At 44.1% G+C, this 17,979-nt stretch carries 15 protein-coding genes and 1 pseudogene; 6 read left to right on the top strand and 10 right to left on the bottom strand.

Going from position 1 to position 17,979, the window contains the following annotated elements:
• Positions 1-85: 85 nt before the first annotated feature.
• On the top strand, positions 86-439 hold the full coding sequence (locus AB6E51_RS21645; protein ID WP_017060510.1) for a hypothetical protein: 354 nt from the start codon (positions 86-88) through the stop codon (positions 437-439).
• Positions 440-640: 201 nt separating this feature from the next.
• On the opposite strand, the gene AB6E51_RS21650 is transcribed toward AB6E51_RS21645, so the two are convergent.
• From AB6E51_RS21650 to AB6E51_RS21670, 5 genes are all read right to left on the bottom strand, one after another.
• On the bottom strand, positions 641-1,537 hold the full coding sequence (locus tag AB6E51_RS21650; protein ID WP_229647550.1) for an RNA polymerase sigma factor RpoD/SigA: 897 nt from the start codon (positions 1,535-1,537) through the stop codon (positions 641-643).
• Positions 1,538-1,951: 414 nt separating this feature from the next.
• On the bottom strand, positions 1,952-2,284 hold the full coding sequence (locus AB6E51_RS21655; protein ID WP_017060508.1) for an Hpt domain-containing protein: 333 nt from the start codon (positions 2,282-2,284) through the stop codon (positions 1,952-1,954).
• Positions 2,278-3,867: a response regulator gene (locus tag AB6E51_RS21660; protein WP_017064673.1), complete on the bottom strand. Its 1,590-nt coding sequence runs from the start codon at positions 3,865-3,867 to the stop codon at positions 2,278-2,280. The genes AB6E51_RS21655 and AB6E51_RS21660 overlap by 7 nt, the downstream gene beginning before the upstream one ends.
• Positions 3,868-4,156: 289 nt before the next feature.
• Positions 4,157-5,707 carry a DHA2 family efflux MFS transporter permease subunit gene (locus AB6E51_RS21665; RefSeq protein WP_017060506.1) on the bottom strand — a complete coding sequence of 517 codons (1,551 nt, stop codon included), beginning with the start codon at positions 5,705-5,707 and terminating at the stop codon, positions 4,157-4,159.
• A gap of 3 nt (positions 5,708-5,710) precedes the next feature.
• Positions 5,711-6,775: an HlyD family secretion protein gene (locus AB6E51_RS21670; protein WP_017072190.1), complete on the bottom strand. Its 1,065-nt coding sequence runs from the start codon at positions 6,773-6,775 to the stop codon at positions 5,711-5,713.
• 128 nt (positions 6,776-6,903) lie between these two features.
• On the opposite strand from AB6E51_RS21670, the gene AB6E51_RS21675 reads away from it, so the two are divergent.
• Complete coding sequence (locus AB6E51_RS21675) at positions 6,904-7,806, top strand: LysR family transcriptional regulator (RefSeq protein WP_017064671.1); 903 nt, start codon at positions 6,904-6,906, stop codon at positions 7,804-7,806.
• A gap of 68 nt (positions 7,807-7,874) precedes the next feature.
• On the opposite strand, the gene AB6E51_RS21680 is transcribed toward AB6E51_RS21675, so the two are convergent.
• The 4 genes from AB6E51_RS21680 to AB6E51_RS21695 form a co-directional block, all read right to left on the bottom strand.
• Positions 7,875-10,250 (bottom strand): glycoside hydrolase, encoded by a 2,376-nt coding sequence (locus AB6E51_RS21680; protein ID WP_372140173.1) that lies wholly within the window; start codon positions 10,248-10,250, stop codon positions 7,875-7,877.
• 103 nt (positions 10,251-10,353) lie between these two features.
• A complete protein-coding gene (locus AB6E51_RS21685; RefSeq protein ID WP_017060501.1) occupies positions 10,354-11,166 on the bottom strand; it encodes a DUF2861 family protein in 813 nt (270 codons plus the stop codon).
• Positions 11,166-11,813, bottom strand: a complete 648-nt coding sequence (locus AB6E51_RS21690; protein ID WP_372059019.1) for a response regulator transcription factor — start codon at positions 11,811-11,813, stop codon at positions 11,166-11,168. The genes AB6E51_RS21685 and AB6E51_RS21690 overlap by 1 nt, the downstream gene beginning before the upstream one ends.
• A complete protein-coding gene (locus AB6E51_RS21695) occupies positions 11,791-13,200 on the bottom strand; it encodes a DUF3404 domain-containing protein (protein WP_017066450.1) in 1,410 nt (469 codons plus the stop codon). The genes AB6E51_RS21690 and AB6E51_RS21695 overlap by 23 nt, the downstream gene beginning before the upstream one ends.
• Before the next feature lie 243 nt (positions 13,201-13,443).
• Between AB6E51_RS21695 and AB6E51_RS21700 the strand changes: the two genes are divergently transcribed.
• A complete protein-coding gene (locus AB6E51_RS21700) occupies positions 13,444-13,977 on the top strand; it encodes a YbhB/YbcL family Raf kinase inhibitor-like protein (protein WP_017060498.1) in 534 nt (177 codons plus the stop codon).
• Between the two features lie 56 nt (positions 13,978-14,033).
• A complete protein-coding gene (locus tag AB6E51_RS21705; protein WP_372059017.1) occupies positions 14,034-14,831 on the top strand; it encodes a helix-turn-helix transcriptional regulator in 798 nt (265 codons plus the stop codon).
• 30 nt (positions 14,832-14,861) lie between these two features.
• Here AB6E51_RS21705 and AB6E51_RS21710 read toward each other — a convergent pair whose 3' ends face one another.
• Positions 14,862-16,055, bottom strand: coding sequence for a CynX/NimT family MFS transporter (locus AB6E51_RS21710; protein WP_102320431.1), 1,194 nt, complete (start codon positions 16,053-16,055; stop codon positions 14,862-14,864).
• 132 nt (positions 16,056-16,187) lie between these two features.
• On the opposite strand from AB6E51_RS21710, the pseudogene AB6E51_RS21715 reads away from it, so the two are divergent.
• Both AB6E51_RS21715 and AB6E51_RS21720 read left to right on the top strand, forming a co-directional pair.
• Positions 16,188-16,817, top strand: a pseudogene (locus tag AB6E51_RS21715) (D-serine ammonia-lyase); the annotation flags it as partial.
• Between the two features lie 209 nt (positions 16,818-17,026).
• Positions 17,027-17,827 carry a hypothetical protein gene (locus AB6E51_RS21720; protein ID WP_065583740.1) on the top strand — a complete coding sequence of 267 codons (801 nt, stop codon included), beginning with the start codon at positions 17,027-17,029 and terminating at the stop codon, positions 17,825-17,827.
• Positions 17,828-17,979: the final 152 nt, after the last annotated feature.

Genomic DNA, 17,979 nt, shown 5'->3' on the forward strand with positions numbered 1-17,979 from the left:
TATTTTTTTGTTTCGCTAAATAAACTTGAGAACAGGTAAATATGTCCTTAATTATTAGAAGGGTCCGTTAGACAGGAGGGACGACATGTATCGTTATGTCAGTTCACCGCAAGCGTCGAAGTACATAGTGCCACCGCCTCAACATCGAGAGTTGTCGAGTGTGGATGTGCCTGAGTCTGAATTAGAGATGCGAGAAATATTGAATAATTGGTTTGCTGATGGTTTAGCGCCCATTATTGAAAGTGACGATGACTACATCTCTGCGAGCGATCACGTTCGATTTGAAAAGCTTAGCCGCACCGTTGGGATGTTGTTGAGAAACAAAGATTATTATTTTGCGGCTAAACGGATTTTATCAGTGTGGGAACAAGATTGTCTTGAAACCACTTATATCAATTATCTCATTTTGCGCAGTGAGCGAGTCACTTCTTTAAGGTAAGTTAATGGTGTGGCATTTGTCATTTTTCATTAGGCATTAGGCATTAGGCATTAGGGATTAGCGACTTAGGGTTCGTGTGCTTACGATCTTTTTATTTTTCTAACGAATCAGCAAACAAAAAGGGCAAGCTTGGAGGCTCACCCTAAAGGTCTTTGTTTTGGCTTAACGTTATTTTCAACTAATTCTCAACTGGGCTACGACTTACACCCAACCATCAAATTTGAGTCGTTTTTGAATTCTTTCGACCGCTTCTTTCTGCATTTGTCTAACACGTTCATTAGAAACATTCACATCCAACATTTGTCCGACCTCAGACAGCGTTTTCACCTTGTTATCAAAGAAACCAAAACGGTGGATGAGCACCTTTTGTAATTTTGGAGGAAGTGTATAGATGATTTGTTCTAGAGCTTGGGTAAAGGATTGATCCTCACAATCTTGTTGAGGGTCTGGGATATATTCACTTTCGCATTGATCAAGCACCATAGGCGCATGGCTAGTTCCAACCGTTGTCGTCACGTCAATAAACCCGCTTAACGCCACCAGTTGATCGACGCGTTCGGCCTTTACACCTGAACTGTCTGATAGCTCAGAAATTGAAACCTCTTTACTCATTTTTTTGCTTGCATCGAGCTTTTTTGAGGCGAGGCTGTTTATTTCTTTACACACGTGGGCTGGCAATCGAACGGTTCGACCCGTGTTCATGAGTGCGGCTTCAATGTTTTCGCGGATCCACCAAACAGCATAGGTTGAAAAACGATAGCCTGGTTCTGGATCGTATTTGTCGATGGCCTTAATCAAGCCAATGTTGCCTTCCTCGATCAGGTCGAGCAGGGTGAAATTATTGCCTTTACGTTTTAGGTAACTCTTTGCGATTTTCACAACAAGGCGCAGGTTTGATTCGATCATTACATCACGCGCTTTTTTCTCACCCGCGCGATTCAATTTTGCGTAATACACCTCATCTTCACGCGACAGCAGATCAATGCCAACAATATCTTTCAGATAATGAGCATAAGGGTCTGCACTGGTAGAAAATGATTCGGTAATGGGTGTTTCATCCGTGAGCCCCTGAAACGCAGCAAAACTATCGTTGTTCATTTCCTTGTCCTTATCTAGCCGACTGAACGTTTTAGTTTTTTTTATTATGCCACCAAGTGATTAACGCTTGGTTTCATTAGATTGTAGATAACAATTTCTTCTTTACCAATAAATAAAATGCAATTTCGTATGTTTATGTCACAAAAAGATCTACAAATATTTAACCATTTTGCATCTCATCAAGTGTGTTGGTTTTTCGTTTAAAACATTAAGACGGATAGTTTATAAAGCATGTGTTATACATCGGTTTATCTAGATAAATGACGTGAATTTATAGGTGTGGGTTAGAACTATAATTGAGAGGAGAAATGATGAGAAAAATGTTAAGAGTCGAGGTTCAATGTTTCCAAGCACCTCAACTCTTTTAGCTGTGTCGGCTGTTAAGTATCGCCATGCACGTTTTAATTCTATCGACTAATAAGTGCTAAGAACCTCATCGATTTGCTGATTAATGATCTTCATTTCGCTGTAGATAACCGAAAGATCATCATCTTGCGGCGCAAGCTTATTGAGTGTGTTTTGTTCTACTCTTTCTAATGCAACTGTGGCCGTTTCTTCACCAAAGCTGGCTAAAATGCCTTTTAAGGTGTGCACGGTAAAATGAAGCTTGCCCCAATCTTGTTGTTGAACCAACTCTTCGATCTCTTGTAGCGAATTGCCATGGTCTTCTTGATATGTAGACAAAACGGCGTAAATGACGTCTCTGTCATTGTCTAAATAGGCGTTTAAAGCATCAAAGTCTAGCATGTGGACTCCTGTCGGCTGAATGTTGAAAATGGGCTAGGCGGCTTAGTGGAAAAACCATACCTTGATGAATCACTAATCCATTGATTCCATTTTGGAGGAAGTTCTAACTGTAAGATTTCTTCTAGATAGTCGTCGCTAAGTTTCTCATCTATATGAGCTTTATTGACGGCGTATATATAGTCAAGTTTGGCGGCAACTGAATATGGGTAACTGTGAATGTAGTCCTTTATTTCTTGGATCGAACCCAAATTTTCAATGTTTATACACGTTGAAGGGTCGACATTTTTGGACTCAAGTTGGTGATTTATGGCTTCTCCACGAGATTTGAGACATTCCACTGTTAAATGATAAAGAGAGTACTCACCAAAGTGGGCGAGCATGGGTAATAACTGAGTGAGCAAATAAGTCGGTTGGCTGTGGAAATTGTTCGCTAACAGTGTCGAAGCTCTAATCACTTTTTTGTGGGCAATCTGAGGGCTATTTTCGATGAGCAATATGCTGCTCTGAAATAGGGCAAGGCTGGCCAAAACTTGCTGCTGTTGTTTTACCGGAAGTTTCAGGTTTACCAACTCGGTGAATTGGTTGGCGTGCTCAAGCAAAATACGTTTGTACTTTAGTTGCGTCTCGCGCTGATACGTTGCTTTTAAGGAATTAAAGTGCGCACCAATGGAATGGATGACATCAATGTCAGCAGCTGAAATGTGGGTTGCATACATCTCACCTAACTTTATGATCATATGTGTGTTATCTGCGTTCTCAGCTAAGTCGATGGCCCTGATTGCACGATGGCTGATGCTGGGAGTCATCTCAAATGCACGAATCGCTAATTTAAGAGCAGGCAGCAGCATTTTATGTTTTTCATAGATACAGCTTAAGCAGTCAATCACGCTCAATGAGAGTGGCTGTGCTATTAGAAAATTGTGGAGCTTATCTATGGCTAAATTTGGCTTGCCTAAGCTGTCGAGAATCAGCGCCTCAGCCACCAATTTGGTTGGGTGCATGTTGGTTTTGGAGTTGTTAATGACGCTAGAGAGTAACTGCCATTTCTTACCTGCAATTAAATGTTCAATCAATGTCGCTTCGAACTGAACGCTAGTACCATTAGGGGAGATCGCCAAAGCTTGAGCTAATCTCTCTTGACTGGCAATGGGATACAAATCATTCAGTTGGGTGAGTTTCTTTGAAACGGACACGGCACTTTGGATCTTTTTACCCAACGTTTGAGTATTAATCGGTTTAGAAACGAAGTGGTGTGCTTCACCTGAAAGGGCGGTTAATACTGTTTCCTGACGCATATCCCCAGAGAGCAAGATTGTCGCCACAGTATGATCGATGAGGCGGTTTCGATACAGAATGCCCAACAGCTCAAAGCCAGTAAAAGACTGTTCTAAGTGGTAGTCAATGAGGAGTACATGAAAAGAGTGTGTCTCGACCGCTTTAATGGCTTTTCGATAGTCGGTCGCAATAAAAATACAGTCGCGCGAAACTCCCAAACTAGCCAGTTGCTGCTTAATAAGTATTGTTGCGCTTTTAGAGTCGTCGACGATCAAAATTCGAAGGTCTGTTGGTAAGGTCAAATCCATTTTCCTTAATACCAAATGTTATTTTTTAATTTAGGTGTCAAGTTGCACATTGTCAAGGTGCCTATATCACATACAAACACTCAATAAACTATTGGTAATTAAAGAGTATTAGATAACATTTATGAAAGCCTTCAAACGCAGGTGACTTTTACCTGATTTTAGTGGGGTTATACGTGTTTTAGAAATAAAAAAGAGGCAAGCCGATAAGCTCACCTCTCTGTTTTATTGTTCGAGTTTTTATTCGAAATGTTGTTCTTTGCTTGAAGTTTTATTTACCGAAACTCTAGCGTTAATCACGCATGTTTAGAATCAATACTGCCGCTAGAGCCAAGAACGCCGTCATCATTAAGAACACATCGTTGTAAGCCATGATGGCTGCGTCACGTTGCATTGTGCCGAGCAAACTTGCTTGTGCTTGTTGCATCGCAGTTGCGGCATCACTTCCTGACTGAATGAAAAACGCTTGTTGTTGCTGAAGCGTCTGCCAACCAAGTTGACTCACTGAAGGTAGCGACTCCTTGATGTGTGCTAAGTGCTCACGGGTTTTGTTATCCAATAGCGTAGCGATAATCGCGATGCTGAAAGCGCCCCCTAAGTTCCGCATTACGTTGGTTAACGTTGATGCGTCTGGCGTGTCCATTTTGCTGATGTTCTTCATGGCAACCAAAGACAGCGGAACCATGATGAACGGACTACCAATAGCACGCAGAACCATAGATAAAATCAGCTGTTGCCCGCCAAAATCGATTGTCATGTGTGTATTTACGTAACAACTAAAACCGAACATCGCGAAGCCAAAGGTAACCAAGTACTTAGGCTTAATGATCTGTGTTAGCTTTGGCACAATTGGGAATATCAGAAGCTGTGGGAAACCCATCCACATTAGCACTTCACCAATTTCCATCGCGTTATATTGCTGAATTTGAGTGAGATACATCGGTAGAACATAGATAGAGCCGAGCAATGCCATTCCTAGAATCAAATAGGCGATACAAGACATCGCAAATTGCCCATCCCGCAATAGCCGCAGGTTAACCAATGGCTTCTTGTGTTGGAGTTCGTTTATCACGAAGTAAACCAAACTCACCGCCGACACGATACTCAAGCCAATAATAAAGCTCGAACTGAACCACTCTTCACGGTTACCTTCTTCTAACACCACTTCCAAACAACCTAGCCCTAATGCCATGGTGGCGATACCAAACCAATCGGCTTTTTTCAGCGTGCCAAGGTCGAGCTTTTCATCGTCCAAGCCATATCGGATCATGGTGATCACAAGCAAAGCTGGCGGAATATTGATGTAGAAAATATAGTGCCACGAGAAGTTCTCCGTCAGCCAGCCACCAAAAGTAGGGCCAATCGATGGAGCAAAGGTCGCGGTTACACCAAACAGTGCCATACCCACAGCACGCTTGTTGACCGGCAATAACTGAATCACCAGCGAGAAAGCAAGCGGGATTAGAGCACCACCACTGAAGCCTTGCATCGCGCGGAACACGATCATCGAGGTCATGTTCCAAGAGAACGAACACAACAAAGATGAAATGGTGAAAATGGCTGTCGTCCACGTGATATAACGGCGTTTACCGAGCGCTTTAGAAAGCCAACCACTGAGTGGGATAGCGATCATCTCTGCGACTAGGTAAGACGTAGAGATCCACGAGCTTTCATCCAAGGTAGCTGATAGCGCACCTTGAATATCTTTGAGAGACGAGTTGGTGATCTGAATATCCAAGATCGCCATAAACGCGCCAATCAAGCCGCCAAATAGGGCGATCCAATGGCGTCTCGAAACCTCGTCATCATCATTTGTTTGGGTGACAACACCAGCGTTACTCATGGTCTAGCCTCGTTTATCGATGGTCGCTACCACAGACAAACCAGGAAGCAGTCGACCTTTCAACTCTTGCTGATCTGGAATAGTAATTTTAACCGGTACACGTTGAACGATTTTAGTGAAGTTACCGGTCGCGTTTTCTGGTGGTAGGAGCGCAAATTTAGCGCCAGTCGCAGGGGAGAAACTGTCTACCACACCTTCAAGAGGCTGCCCCGGGAACGCATCCAGCTCTACTTCAACCGTCTGACCTTTGTGAATACCACTTAGCTGTGTCTCTTTGAAGTTGGCTTCAATCCACACTTGGTTGTTTGGTACCAAGCTCATCAGTGGTGCGCCTGCTTGAATCAGCAAGCCTTCACGTACGCTGCGTTTACCAATCACGCCATCTGCTGGCGCGTAAATTTTGGTGTAATCAAGGTTAAGCTGTGCTTGATCTCTCTGGGCTTGAGCTTCGGTCACGGATGCATTTGCTTGCTCAATCTCACTAGCGATAACGGTTAATTGGTCATTGGTTGCAACGAGGTTTGCTTTTGCTTCTTCTAAATCTGCCTGAGTTACTTTTTGTTGTGCAACCATGCTATCGACTTCATCTTGAGACGCGTAGTTACGCTTTAGTAAGCTACGAGAACGTACCACTTGTTGAATCGCGCGTTCGTATTCAGCTTGTGCAGAATCAACGCGGCTTTCTGCTTGATTGATCTTGCTACGTTGTAACGTTTGTTGTGCCACTAGATTTTTGACGTCTGATTGCACGACGCTTAAATGGGCGTTTGCTTGAGCGAGTGCTGACTGGTAATCACGGTCATCGATTTGAACCAGCAAATCACCTTCTTTAACCGATTGGTTATCACTCACATAAGACTTAACAATATAGCCAGAGACCTTAGGGCTAATATTCGTGATGTCGCCTTGTAGGTAGGCATTGTCGGTAGATTCAAAGTACTGGCCATAGCCGTACCAGTATCCAGCACCGGCTAAACCCAATGACAGCATGATCGCAGTAGCAATAAGCGGAGCTTTTTTACGTTTTTTTGTGCTTACTGTTTGCGAAGCGTTGTTGTTCTCTGTCATTTTTTCTTTCTCATTTTGTTTTTATTTAGATGTAACGAATTGTAAATGAATTCGATTGATTGATAAGATAGGAAAAAAGGGAAACACTGTTGCAAAAATCTAACTAATGGCGCTTTGGGAGAAGTACGATGGACTTAAATGCTGTGACTGTTTTTACACAAGTTGTTGATTGTGGGAGTTTCACGCACGCAGCTGAAGCATTGAACATGACCAAGTCGACCGTCAGCCGAAAGCTAGACGAGCTGGAACAGCATCTAGGTGTGAGGTTGATCACTCGTTCGACACGAAGTTTAGTCTTAACGCCAGAGGGTGAGCGCTTTTATCAGTCGAGCATGCAGATGCAAGAGATCATGAACCAAGCTGAGCTAGAGGTTTCAGCCAATCAGGATTTGATCCGAGGGCAGTTAAATGTTGTGTTGCCTGTCGAATTGGGGCATCAAGTATTAGCTAAATACATCCACAGCTTCCTAAAAGAGCACCCAAACGTGACTTTGAACTTAGAACTGTCGAATCGAGAAGTCGACATCATTGCGGAGGGGATCGATCTTTACGCACAAATTGGTGAGCTAGTGGACTCGAGCTTGGTTTCTCGCTACCTCACAACATCAAAGCGTGTATTGGCAGCCAGCCCTGAGTATTTAGAGCAGTTCGATGACGTCTCTTCACCCGATGATCTTGAACCGCCATTCAGAATGATTGAGGTGGTGAACAAGGCCGCGCGTCTACCCAAGTGGCATTTACAATTAGAAGGCGGAGAGTCGATTTTGATCGATCTACCGTGTCAGTTGCGGGTGAATACCATCACGGCATGCCTAACAGCGTGTGTGGATGGGCTCGGCTTGGCGGTGCTTCCTGAATTCATTTGTCGGGAACACTTTAAGACAGGTAAGCTGATTCGTCTGTTACCTGAATATGAGATGCCAGAAGTTTCAGTAAGCCTAGTGTATGCAGACAGGCAGTTGATGCCGAAACGTAAAAAGGTCTTTATCGACTATCTACTGACTGCCTTTCAAAATAGGAAGCAAAAGTAACGGGGAAAACCTTAGCGGTTAAGTGCTTAGGCTTCCTATTATTCGTTATTGTCTAAACCGTATCGAAGCTAACTATGATCTGGCTGCCAGTCGACGACTTGCCCATTCGCCAATATAGCTTTGACCGATAGGGCAGCAATATCGACACCGTTGTAACGAAATGCCTTGTTAGAAAAGTTAGCAATGATCTTACTCCCGTCACTGAACTCAGTTTGTTGAACATCGCCGCTCTTATCTAACCATTCGAAATCGACCAACTGTTTATCCCATAACTGTTCGTGCATTGGTTCAAAGCCATCTTGATAGTGTTTGAGTGCTTTGATTCTCTGGCTTGAACTTGATAAAGCTTCATCTCTGGTCAAGTGAACCATCGGTGGTGTGTTGTATAGCATGGCGGTTAAGTCACGTTCTGCTTGTACATTAGTGAACTTGAGGCTGTCTGAATGCCAATGGTGCGTATTTATTACTTCATCATGGAAAACGGCTTGGTAAAGTGGAATTCGATATTGTGGCGAAAACAGTAGCGACTTATAGGGCTCTTTAACCTCGGCCGGCTTAAAGAAGAAGTCAGGCTTGTGGTCTGGGTACCAACGGCCTAAGTAATAGGGAGACTGGCAGTTCTCTTTCATGTCTTTATCTGTCCAACCAAAACCAACCGTTTCTAAGCCGTGTGCAAACACGATGCCTTTTGTTGTTAGGCTGTTGCCGTCTTCAGATCCTAATACTAACGATGGTTGCTCGCTAAGCCACTGCATTCGGTTGTTGAAGGCAGAAAGCATGTCTGATTCGTTTGTATTGCCATTGCCATTGCCATTGCCATTACTGTTGCTATGACTATCTATAGAGCCGCTGTAATCTTCACGTGCCATGGCGGTTGCATCAACATCTAAGAACAAGCTGTTGAAGTTGCCGAATCTCATAATGTCTTGAGCACGCTGTTTTACGTATTCTAAATGGCAATTCGGATTTAGATAGAATCCGTTACCGCGAAACCCTTTTTTTAGGTTGCCATCTGCCAGTTCAATGGCACAACTCTGACGCATCGGCTCTGGTAATTGAGCGGTTAGCCAGTTGTCATTGAGCTTCGCAGGAATTGCGGTGTTGTAGGAATCGTAAGTACCGACCAGATATCCGGACTGTTTTGCCAGGCCCACAGCGTTAGGTTGATAGAATTCTGGCATCCAATTATCGAATCCAAGCCACAGTTTGTTTAAGCCTGCCTTATTTAGATTAGCGACCATGTCTGAAGACAGCGCTTGTCCCCAAGTCTCTGACGAGTTTAGGTAAGGGGAAGCGTGCTCTAGCAACCAGTTCTTCTTATCCTGTGCTGCTTTATATTGCGCTTTAATCGTGTTGTCTTCGAGTGTCGGATTACCAACAGGATATAACACCTGCAATGACTGGCTAATAGAGTCCAACAATAGTTGTTTGTGGTACTGACTGAACCAATCTTTCCCCTTGGAGAGTGACGATAGCTCTCTTTTCGCTTCCGCAGAAACATTGAGTTTAGAGCCCTCTAGATACCATGTTTTCAATCCCCACCAGTCACTCACATCTTGGATGCTTAATGGGTCTTTGCCAAATAGGTAAACGTGGCTCGCGCCGATCAACTTAGTCACATCTGGATTGCGCTTTTGCTTTGCTACAAGCGTTTCAGACTGGTCATTATTGATGCGCCAATCTCGGTATTGTTTGGCACCATCTAACCACGAGTCTCCGAGGGTGATACGAACAAGAAAAGGTTGTGACTGATTGAGCATCGTAAATTGGTGTGCTGCCTTCATATCAATTTTGGTTTTTGTATTTGAGGAAGCATTAGAGGATGCATCTGAAAAGAGCAGTTGATTGTTGGTTGCATTAACCATTTGATAGCTAATGAAATGATTGTTTTTCTGTACTGTCCAAAAAGGCATCTTCAAGTCTTGAGTAGTGTTACTTCCAGAATGGTTACCGACGAGATAACTTGCCCAAAGCTTGTTGTCAGTAGGCACGCGCATACCTTCACTAAACGGAAGAAATAGTGTCTGAGTTTGTTGTTCGGCAAGATCAAACCACGCCAATTCGATGGGTTTGTTTCGTTTCACCTGTATATTTGAAGGTAAGCTGAACTGAAAAGTGAGCTGGTCTTGATTAAGCTCTGCCTTAACGTTTATTCCACTGGGTACTAAGGTCCAAGTGGCGATTTTTGCTGAGTCAGCTTTATCGGAAAAGCCAATGACCAGATTGGTCGCTTTCTGTGGTTGGCTATCAACGGTGAGAGCAGCACTGTTAACGCTTAAGCCGTTCCAATCGACCTCTAAAGTATTCGATGAGGTAGCGACGGTATTGTTGTTACTGGTGAGCGTTATTTGGCTCGCTTGTGCGTTGGATGAAAACAGACAAGCTGTTGTTAAAGCCACAATGGCAAAATTAGAAAGATTGAGTGGGTGACGTACGCTGAGCATATTTAGATTCCGTAAAGGGTAACTACGGTTATTACACCTAAGTAGCGCTAGTGCTTTGTCACCTATATGTCTCTATTTTCTGTTTGGCTTTAGTGGTTTTCCATTAGAAAGGCACGGCGACGCGCTGCACATATTGGACTTCAATAGCGCCTTGGTATTCAAACATTTCAACCGAAGCACTCAAGTGCTTGGCTTTGGTTCCAAGTGGACTTTCTGTGGGAACGGGTGCTTGCGCTGTTTTGATTGGCACTTTGTAACCCAGCAGGTTGTAGTTTTCATCAAACCATTGCCAACTCACATTAGCGTCAGGGCAGTTGTCGATCACCTTTGGAGGCGAGAGCACGATATGTGGTTCGCTGAGTTTACTTTCGAGCGTCAGCCATCGATTACTGTTATTTAAAGCGACAATAATAGGGTAGTGATTTGAACCTATCTTTAGTTGATAAACACCAGATTCGGGTTTGATGAACATTTCATTGGTTTCAATCTCTTGATACTCATTATTGGAAGCGAGTTGTCCATCGAGAAGGACTTTACCTTTAGGCGATACCAAAGAAAGAGTTTGAGTTTCTGAGCCTTTGCTGAGTTGCTCGGCAGAGACTTTGATTTGATAACCGTGCGACGACAGGCCATAGCGTCGAATGAAGCTGACTTGGATGTGGTGTTTTGGCTCAGCACTTTGTTTGAGTAAGGTTCCACATTGAGTCTGGCTCAGGATCTCTTGTTTGACTGGCAGCCAAAGCTCACTATCGAGTGATTTGTGATCGAGTGCGATTTGCAGCTCTTGCCACGCAACTTGAGGTTGGTCATCAAGTAGAGATTGATAGGTGTGCTGCAATGGCGTGTCGGTAAACCATGCCGCATGACTTGCGAGCGGCAATGTGTAGATCAGTGCGGTTAACGAAGTAACTTTCATTATGATTCCCCGGCCAAGCGGTAATCAACGCCACGATGTGTTTCTATATTCAATGTTGGCAGCTTCTGGCGTAAGCGCAGTATGTGATTATCAATAGTTCGGGTACTAGGAAAAGCCTGATATCCCCAAATCTTATTGAGTAATTCATCTCGGTGAAACACACGACTTTGGTTCTGAACAAACAGTACCAATAGCTGAAACTCTTTAGGTTTTAGTGTTACAGGGCTTTCATCCAGATAAGCGATCCGTTCCGACAAGTTGATTTGGATATTTGCGTAAGTTAAGAGGCTCACACCTAACGGACGTAGCTGGGTAATGACTCGAGCGAGTAATTCGTCGTTCGAAAATGGTTTAGTCACATAGTCTTTGGCACCCGCCATTAAACCTTCAACACGTTGTTGAACTTCTACTTTAGCGGTCAACACAATCACAGGCAGCGCTTTGAGGAGCAACCAGTTTGGAAGGTGTTGCAAGCTGTCCCCATCTTCAAGCTGTCGATCCAGTATCACAAGATCGGCTCGAAACCATTTCTTACTGGCATTCTCTGAATCCTTCGCCCAAAGGCATTGGTAACCATTGGATTCAAAGAAGCTGACGAGGCCTTGTCCAAGCAGTTGGTCGTCTTCAATCAGCAGTAGGGTGTTCATAAGCAATTTCCAAAATACATCGGGTTGGGTTACGAAGAATAATGAGGCGGCCATTCGCTTGCTTCATCAAGTGCTCGACAATAGTCAGGCCAATGCCCATGTTATCCAGTTCGTGCGTTTCACTTGGCGTGACACCAGACATGAGCCGTTGTATCGGTGAAGGGAAGTGCCCCTCGTCTTGTACCTCAATCGTCAGCTTGTCACCGAGTTCGACCTTTACCAAAACCTCACCTTTACCATGTTGTTTGGCATTCTTGATTAGATTATCCAAGCAGATGGTTAGCCAGTAATAGGGAAGGTTCAGTTCAACTTCACGCGCTTCACATTGATAAGAAATATTGTGCTTTTCACAGACATGATCGAGCCACTCTTCTAATGAAGCGTTTTGCTTCAACAAAGGCTCTGACTGATCCGAACTTAGGTACACTTTGCTGTTTTCGGTGAGCTGAGAAAGCCTTTGATAGTCAGATATTAAACGCCAAACCGCACTTTGAGTTTCATCAGAAAAGTCATCGTAGCGATTTCTAAACATTTCGACGGTTAAGCCTAGGCTAGTAATAGGCGTGCGCAGTTCATGAGTAAGAAGCTGTAAAACGAACTGCCTCTCTTTTCGTTGTTTTGTTCTTAGGTATAAGACTCTAGCGAGCCCGGAAAGCAACGTTAGCAGCAATGTAAAGATCAACGTTTTCATGATCAGATTGTCATTGCTAGGCTCGTTTAAGCACACGTTACTGTAACGAAAAGTACAGGTTTCACCTGCCAAAGATACCTCTTGTTGCTCTGCGATAGGTTGCCAAACATCTAAGGGAATAGCTTTCCAGCCTTGTTCGCCACTTAACCAAAGCACATCATCTTGTTGCCAAGCGCGGTATCCATTGAGCAGTGCTTCTCTGCCTTGTGCACTTAGGCTTTCTAGTTTGTTATATAAAGGGTGCTGAGGGTTGGTAAGACTCAAAAATGGGCGTATCTGCTCGGTCACATCTGGGTAAGCGGCTAAATAACGACCAGCAAAGCTGCCACCGGCAGGGTGACGTTTGGAGTGTGCTGCAAACCAAATCGAATCCAATGTTTGTTGCTGACACAGAGCGAGCTCGAACTCGATGGCTTCATGTAATGAAGGGTTACTGCTTTCAATCGCTTGGCAGTGATCTTGTATTGACGCTAACGCTGCGATGTCGTCCCAACTGAATTGGTTGAAATCAGGATAGCGGCTATTTTCATGGAGCAGAACTTTCGGATACTGAGCCAACTCTTGTTGAGATACTAAGAGTGGGGATGATTGCCAGCTCAGTTGATACAGAGTTTGCCACTTATCTTGCAAACTTTGGGCATTGACTAGGGTTGGGAGCCAAAAGATCAAGCAAAGAGCTAATGTAAACCTGCGCATCCAATCATTCTCGTTAAAAGTCGTGGGGCGAGTCTAAAGAGTTTTGGGCGCGATTTGTAACCTGAATGTCAACAAGTGTTCTTTTAACAACAAATTGTCGAGTGGGTCATGCTTTTAAATAATAAAGTACAAGTACAGTAAGTATCATTTATTTGAAATAAAATAGATAATTGTGTACTTACTGTCATTATTGGGCGAAGTGTGGGGACTATACTGGGCTCATACCTAATAAGAGGAACCATCATGAAACTCATCATCAAATCAGTATTGGCAATCAGTATTTTGGCTACAGGCTCTGCTCATGCGTTCGAATTAACCAGCAACGATATTCAAGAAGGTCACCCAATGGCAAAGACTTTTGAATACTCTAGTTGGGGTTGTGACGGCGATAATCAATCACCACAATTGATGTGGAAAGATGCACCAGCAGGTACCAAAAGCTTTGCTATCACAGCTTATGATCCAGATGCACCGACTGAAAGTGGCTTCTGGCATTGGGTTGCGTTTGATATCCCTGCAACTGTGAACGAGCTACCTCGCGGTGTCGACATCTCTAAAGTCGGTGGCAAAGAAGGTCGCATTGATTACGGTACAGTTGGCTACGGTGGCGTTTGTCCTCCAGAAAAAGATGGTATGCACCGTTACCAGTTCACGGTTTGGGCATTACCAACGGACAAACTTAACCTCGACGAAAATACGCCGTCGGCTGTGGTTGGATTCACGTTGAACAGCATGGCTTTAGACAAAGCTAAACTGACCGCAACTTATACACGTTAATAGCTTATGTACGTTAAAGCTTATACACGTACATAATAAGTAAATAAGGGGATGAGATGAATCATCAATATCAAGTGACGATCTTTCGTGCAGAGCAGTTACAAAAGCTGCGTAATGTGAGGATTCTATCCCCTAGTATCATTCAGATCATTACAGGAAGTAAGCGCCTGTTTTGGAAAGATTCAGCGGCAGAGCTCTCACATTCTGATCTGCTGTTGTGTGAGGCATCAGCTTCACTAAGTTTTGAGAACATGCCCCACAAAGGGCGCTTCTTGTCGCGAGTGTTCAGCTTTCAATTCCAACCTTCTCAGGCGATGCTTGATTTAAGTGAGGAACGGTCGAATGATCTGGGACTGCCTACGGTGAAAGTGGATCGAAACTTACAAGACTCACTCAATGCGTTGTTTTCGTTTGATACACAGAGCATGAGCAAAGAGACTCAACAGTTTTGGTTGCAGGGCTTGTACCAGCAATTAGCTGAAAAAGGGGTGTTGCATCTATTGTTTGTCAGTGCCAACGTCTCGTTTAGCCAAAAGCTCAGCCATTACCTTTCACATTCACCAGATGAGAAACATCCATTAGAGTCGGTGGCGGAGCGATTTGCGATGAGCCGAGGGACATTGATTCGGAAGCTCAAACTGGAAGGCATGCAATATCGAGAGGTACTGGCTGAAGTTCGCTTGAGTCACGCGCTTTATCTGATGCAAAACGGACAGCAGAATGTGGCGATGTTGGCTCAGTCTTGCGGTTACCAATCGGAAGGGCGTTTTAGTCAGCGCTTTAAAGGCAAGTTTGGTTTGTCGCCAAGTGAATACATCAAAACCGTCGTCAGCCATAGAGTCGCGAGCAAATAAAGTCGCGACGCCATAATCATTCTGTTTGGCCTAAACGCTTACTTTCTTATCTCGTGCTGCCAATGCCGCGAAAATCGTGCACGCAAAGGCAACAGATGCGATCAACAGAATCGGCACACTCCAAGAATCTGTCTGAGCATGAAGCTTACCCACCAGCGTTGGACCAGTGGCTGCCAACGCATAACCGATTCCCTGAGCCATACCCGACAATGATGCGGCTTGGCTGCTATTCGATGTACGCAAGCCAACAAAAGAGAGCGCGATAATAAATGTCGAGCAGTTGGCTAATCCAAACAGTCCCACCCAAAAGATCGCAAACTCAGGCAAATACAGAAGACCAATCAATCCAACAAATACACTCGATGCACATAGAGTGATGAGCCATTGTTGATTGTCACTTTTGGCTAAGAACGGCAGTAACAGCAGCCCCGGAACCATAGTCGAAAATTGCAGAAATCCATAAATGTAGCCCGCGTCGATTTCGCTGTAGCCAAGATCGTTCAATATCTGTGGCAACCAGCCAGCCAAAGAGTAGAAGGTAAATGAGTTAAGCCCAAGCGCTAACGTTACTTGCCACGCTACGCCGCTTTTAATCATCTGTTTCATCGGCAGAGGTTTGTCTTGTTGCTTGTTATTGCTGGCCGAAGATGAGCGTTTTCTGATTTTAGGCAACCAGATCATCAAAGCTAATATTGGAAATACCAAGTTCATTAACAGCGCTAATTGCCAACCCGTGATCGTAAATAAGGTTAGATTTGAAAACGGCACCATCAAACTTGAGCCTAACGTCGAACCGATGCCCATCGTAAAGATGTACAGAGAAGTCACAGTAGCGATGCGTGTCGGGAAGCTAACTTTCACTACTACAGGCAACAACACATTACCAATCGCGATACCAAGCCCGATCATCACCGTGCCGATATACAAGGTTGGGGTTAACCCAGCAGAGCGCAGTGTAATACCCGTAGTGATCAGAACTAAGCCTAATAACAGGCTAGGCTCTAGACCAATTCGTTGGGATATCTTGGTGACTAATGGTGAGAATAAGGCAAAAGTTAACAGTGGCAAAGCTGTTAAGAAGCCTGCAGCCGATGACGTAAGGTTGAGGCCTTCCATAACCTGAGAAAGCACAGGAGCCAAGCTCGTAAAAGGCCCACGAAGGTTAAGTGCTAGGAATAGAATCCCTAACATCACGAAAATGCTATTACGAAGAGAGGCGCTCATAGGTTGTTCTACTGTTTGCTTATGAGAAGACAGGCTAGCCTACAGATCATTGAATGATTACACAAATACCGTTTAAATAGGTTTACTAATGATTGAACCTGCGCAGTACGCGCTTAGCCAGAAAAGTCACCCATGACTGTATTAAATATCGACAAGCTCATCTCGGACTTCCCACTGCTTCAACAATTGATTGCATTGGAAGAAGTGGTTTGGTTTAACCCAAATGTGACGTCTCTGGAGCGCGGTTTGCTTTATGTGGAATTAGGCGAACAAGATATTCACGATGCGAGCATGAGGCTACAAAGGTTTGCTCCTTATCTAGCCAAGGCGTTTCCTGAAACTCAAGCGACCAATGGCATCATCGAGTCTGAGCTTATTGACATTCCATCTATGAAATCAGTATTGGAAGCTCATTATCAGCAGTCTATAAAAGGGCGTTTGATGATGAAGAAAGACAGCCATTTGCCAATTTCAGGCTCAATCAAAGCTCGCGGTGGTATTTATGAAGTACTAGCGCATGCCGAGAAGCTTGCGATTGAAGCCGGGTTACTGTGTGAGAGCGATGACTACAGTAAGTTGCTCGAACCTGAATTCCGTGACTTCTTCCAACAATACAGCATTGCGGTAGGCTCCACAGGTAATCTAGGCATGTCGATCGGTATCATGAGTGCAAAATTGGGCTTGACTGTCTCTGTTCATATGTCGGCAGACGCGAGAGCTTGGAAGAAAAGCAAACTTCGTGAGCATGGTGTCAACGTTGTTGCAAATATGAGCTGCTAAAAAGATAAGTCATGATAGAAGAGTGTTGTTTATAGCTTGTACACACTCTTTCTCACCTCTAAATCCCACCTTAATTCAAACAATAACTTGCGCAGATCGTTATCCAAAACACACATTTTATAAATTAAGCTTCTTAGATGTTCTAACTATCAGTTAGGTTGAGTGGCATTCAACTTGATAGGGATTGAGCAATGCAGACGGACAAAGTGATACAGACAAGACACATAAACACACCAGAAAAATTACTCCAGCGTTTAGATGCTATTGGGGAGTCTTTGGAAGCATCGGGTAAGGCTCATGCTTTGCTGGGATTGGGCTCAGTAGGTATTGAAACAGAACGACTTGATCAGTACTCAGATGTCGATTTTTTCGCAATAGTGCAAACGGGGCACAAGCAGTATTTCTTAGACAGTTTGCATTGGCTATCTGATATTCACTCAATCGACTACGCAGTGAGAAATACCGTCGATGGCTATAAAGTTCTGTACGCTGACGGAATCTTTTGTGAGTTTGCAGTGTTTGAACCCCACGAGTTAGCGCACATTCCGTTTGCTGAAGGGCGTATTGTTTGGCAGCAACATGAATTTGATACACAGTGTTGTGTTTCACCAATAAAAGGGGAGACAGACACTAATTCCCAAGATTGGATCATTGGTGAGGCTCTAACCAATCTTTATGTGGGTATGTCTCGTTATAACCGAGGCGAAAAGCTGTCGGGCAGTCGGTTCGTTCAATCTTACGCACTCGATCGTTTGATCGATCTTGTGGATCAAACTGAACAGTCTGAGCCTGAATTCGTTGATGAATTTATGTCGGATAGAAGGCTAGAAGCACGCTTCCCTAAGTTTGCCCAATTGCTACCAACCTTTACCCAAGGCTACGAGCGCACCGCTGAATCGGCACTTGCCCAACTAGCATTCCTCAACACCCACTTCGCAGTCAACCAAGCCATGTGTGACCGAATCTCTGAACTGTGTTCCAGTAAAGATTAAGCTTATAGCGTGTGAATCCTCAAGCCTAACTGACACCACCTTTCAGATGATAAGCGGCGGGCAACCTAATTGAGCTCTCGAATTATTATTCTTAAGCGGCGTTGTTAATGATATGGACACTTCCACCCACCGTCTAAACTTATAGTCGGTAA

This window comes from Vibrio sp. 10N.247.311.47, assembly GCF_041467535.1.
GTDB lineage: Bacteria > Pseudomonadota > Gammaproteobacteria > Enterobacterales > Vibrionaceae > Vibrio > Vibrio crassostreae_C.

Excerpts from the sequence above, each read along its gene's own strand:
- AB6E51_RS21645 (WP_017060510.1), top strand. The coding sequence starts at position 86 with ATGTATCGTTATGTCAGTTCACCGCAAGCGTCGAAGTACATAGTGCCA.
- AB6E51_RS21650 (WP_229647550.1), bottom strand. The coding sequence starts at position 1,537 with ATGAACAACGATAGTTTTGCTGCGTTTCAGGGGCTCACGGATGAAACA.
- AB6E51_RS21655 (WP_017060508.1), bottom strand. The coding sequence starts at position 2,284 with ATGCTAGACTTTGATGCTTTAAACGCCTATTTAGACAATGACAGAGAC.
- AB6E51_RS21660 (WP_017064673.1), bottom strand. The coding sequence starts at position 3,867 with ATGGATTTGACCTTACCAACAGACCTTCGAATTTTGATCGTCGACGAC.
- AB6E51_RS21665 (WP_017060506.1), bottom strand. The coding sequence starts at position 5,707 with ATGAGTAACGCTGGTGTTGTCACCCAAACAAATGATGATGACGAGGTT.
- AB6E51_RS21670 (WP_017072190.1), bottom strand. The coding sequence starts at position 6,775 with ATGACAGAGAACAACAACGCTTCGCAAACAGTAAGCACAAAAAAACGT.
- AB6E51_RS21675 (WP_017064671.1), top strand. The coding sequence starts at position 6,904 with ATGGACTTAAATGCTGTGACTGTTTTTACACAAGTTGTTGATTGTGGG.
- AB6E51_RS21680 (WP_372140173.1), bottom strand. The coding sequence starts at position 10,250 with ATGCTCAGCGTACGTCACCCACTCAATCTTTCTAATTTTGCCATTGTG.
- AB6E51_RS21685 (WP_017060501.1), bottom strand. The coding sequence starts at position 11,166 with ATGAAAGTTACTTCGTTAACCGCACTGATCTACACATTGCCGCTCGCA.
- AB6E51_RS21690 (WP_372059019.1), bottom strand. The coding sequence starts at position 11,813 with ATGAACACCCTACTGCTGATTGAAGACGACCAACTGCTTGGACAAGGC.
- AB6E51_RS21695 (WP_017066450.1), bottom strand. The coding sequence starts at position 13,200 with ATGCGCAGGTTTACATTAGCTCTTTGCTTGATCTTTTGGCTCCCAACC.
- AB6E51_RS21700 (WP_017060498.1), top strand. The coding sequence starts at position 13,444 with ATGAAACTCATCATCAAATCAGTATTGGCAATCAGTATTTTGGCTACA.
- AB6E51_RS21705 (WP_372059017.1), top strand. The coding sequence starts at position 14,034 with ATGAATCATCAATATCAAGTGACGATCTTTCGTGCAGAGCAGTTACAA.
- AB6E51_RS21710 (WP_102320431.1), bottom strand. The coding sequence starts at position 16,055 with ATGAGCGCCTCTCTTCGTAATAGCATTTTCGTGATGTTAGGGATTCTA.
- AB6E51_RS21720 (WP_065583740.1), top strand. The coding sequence starts at position 17,027 with ATGCAGACGGACAAAGTGATACAGACAAGACACATAAACACACCAGAA.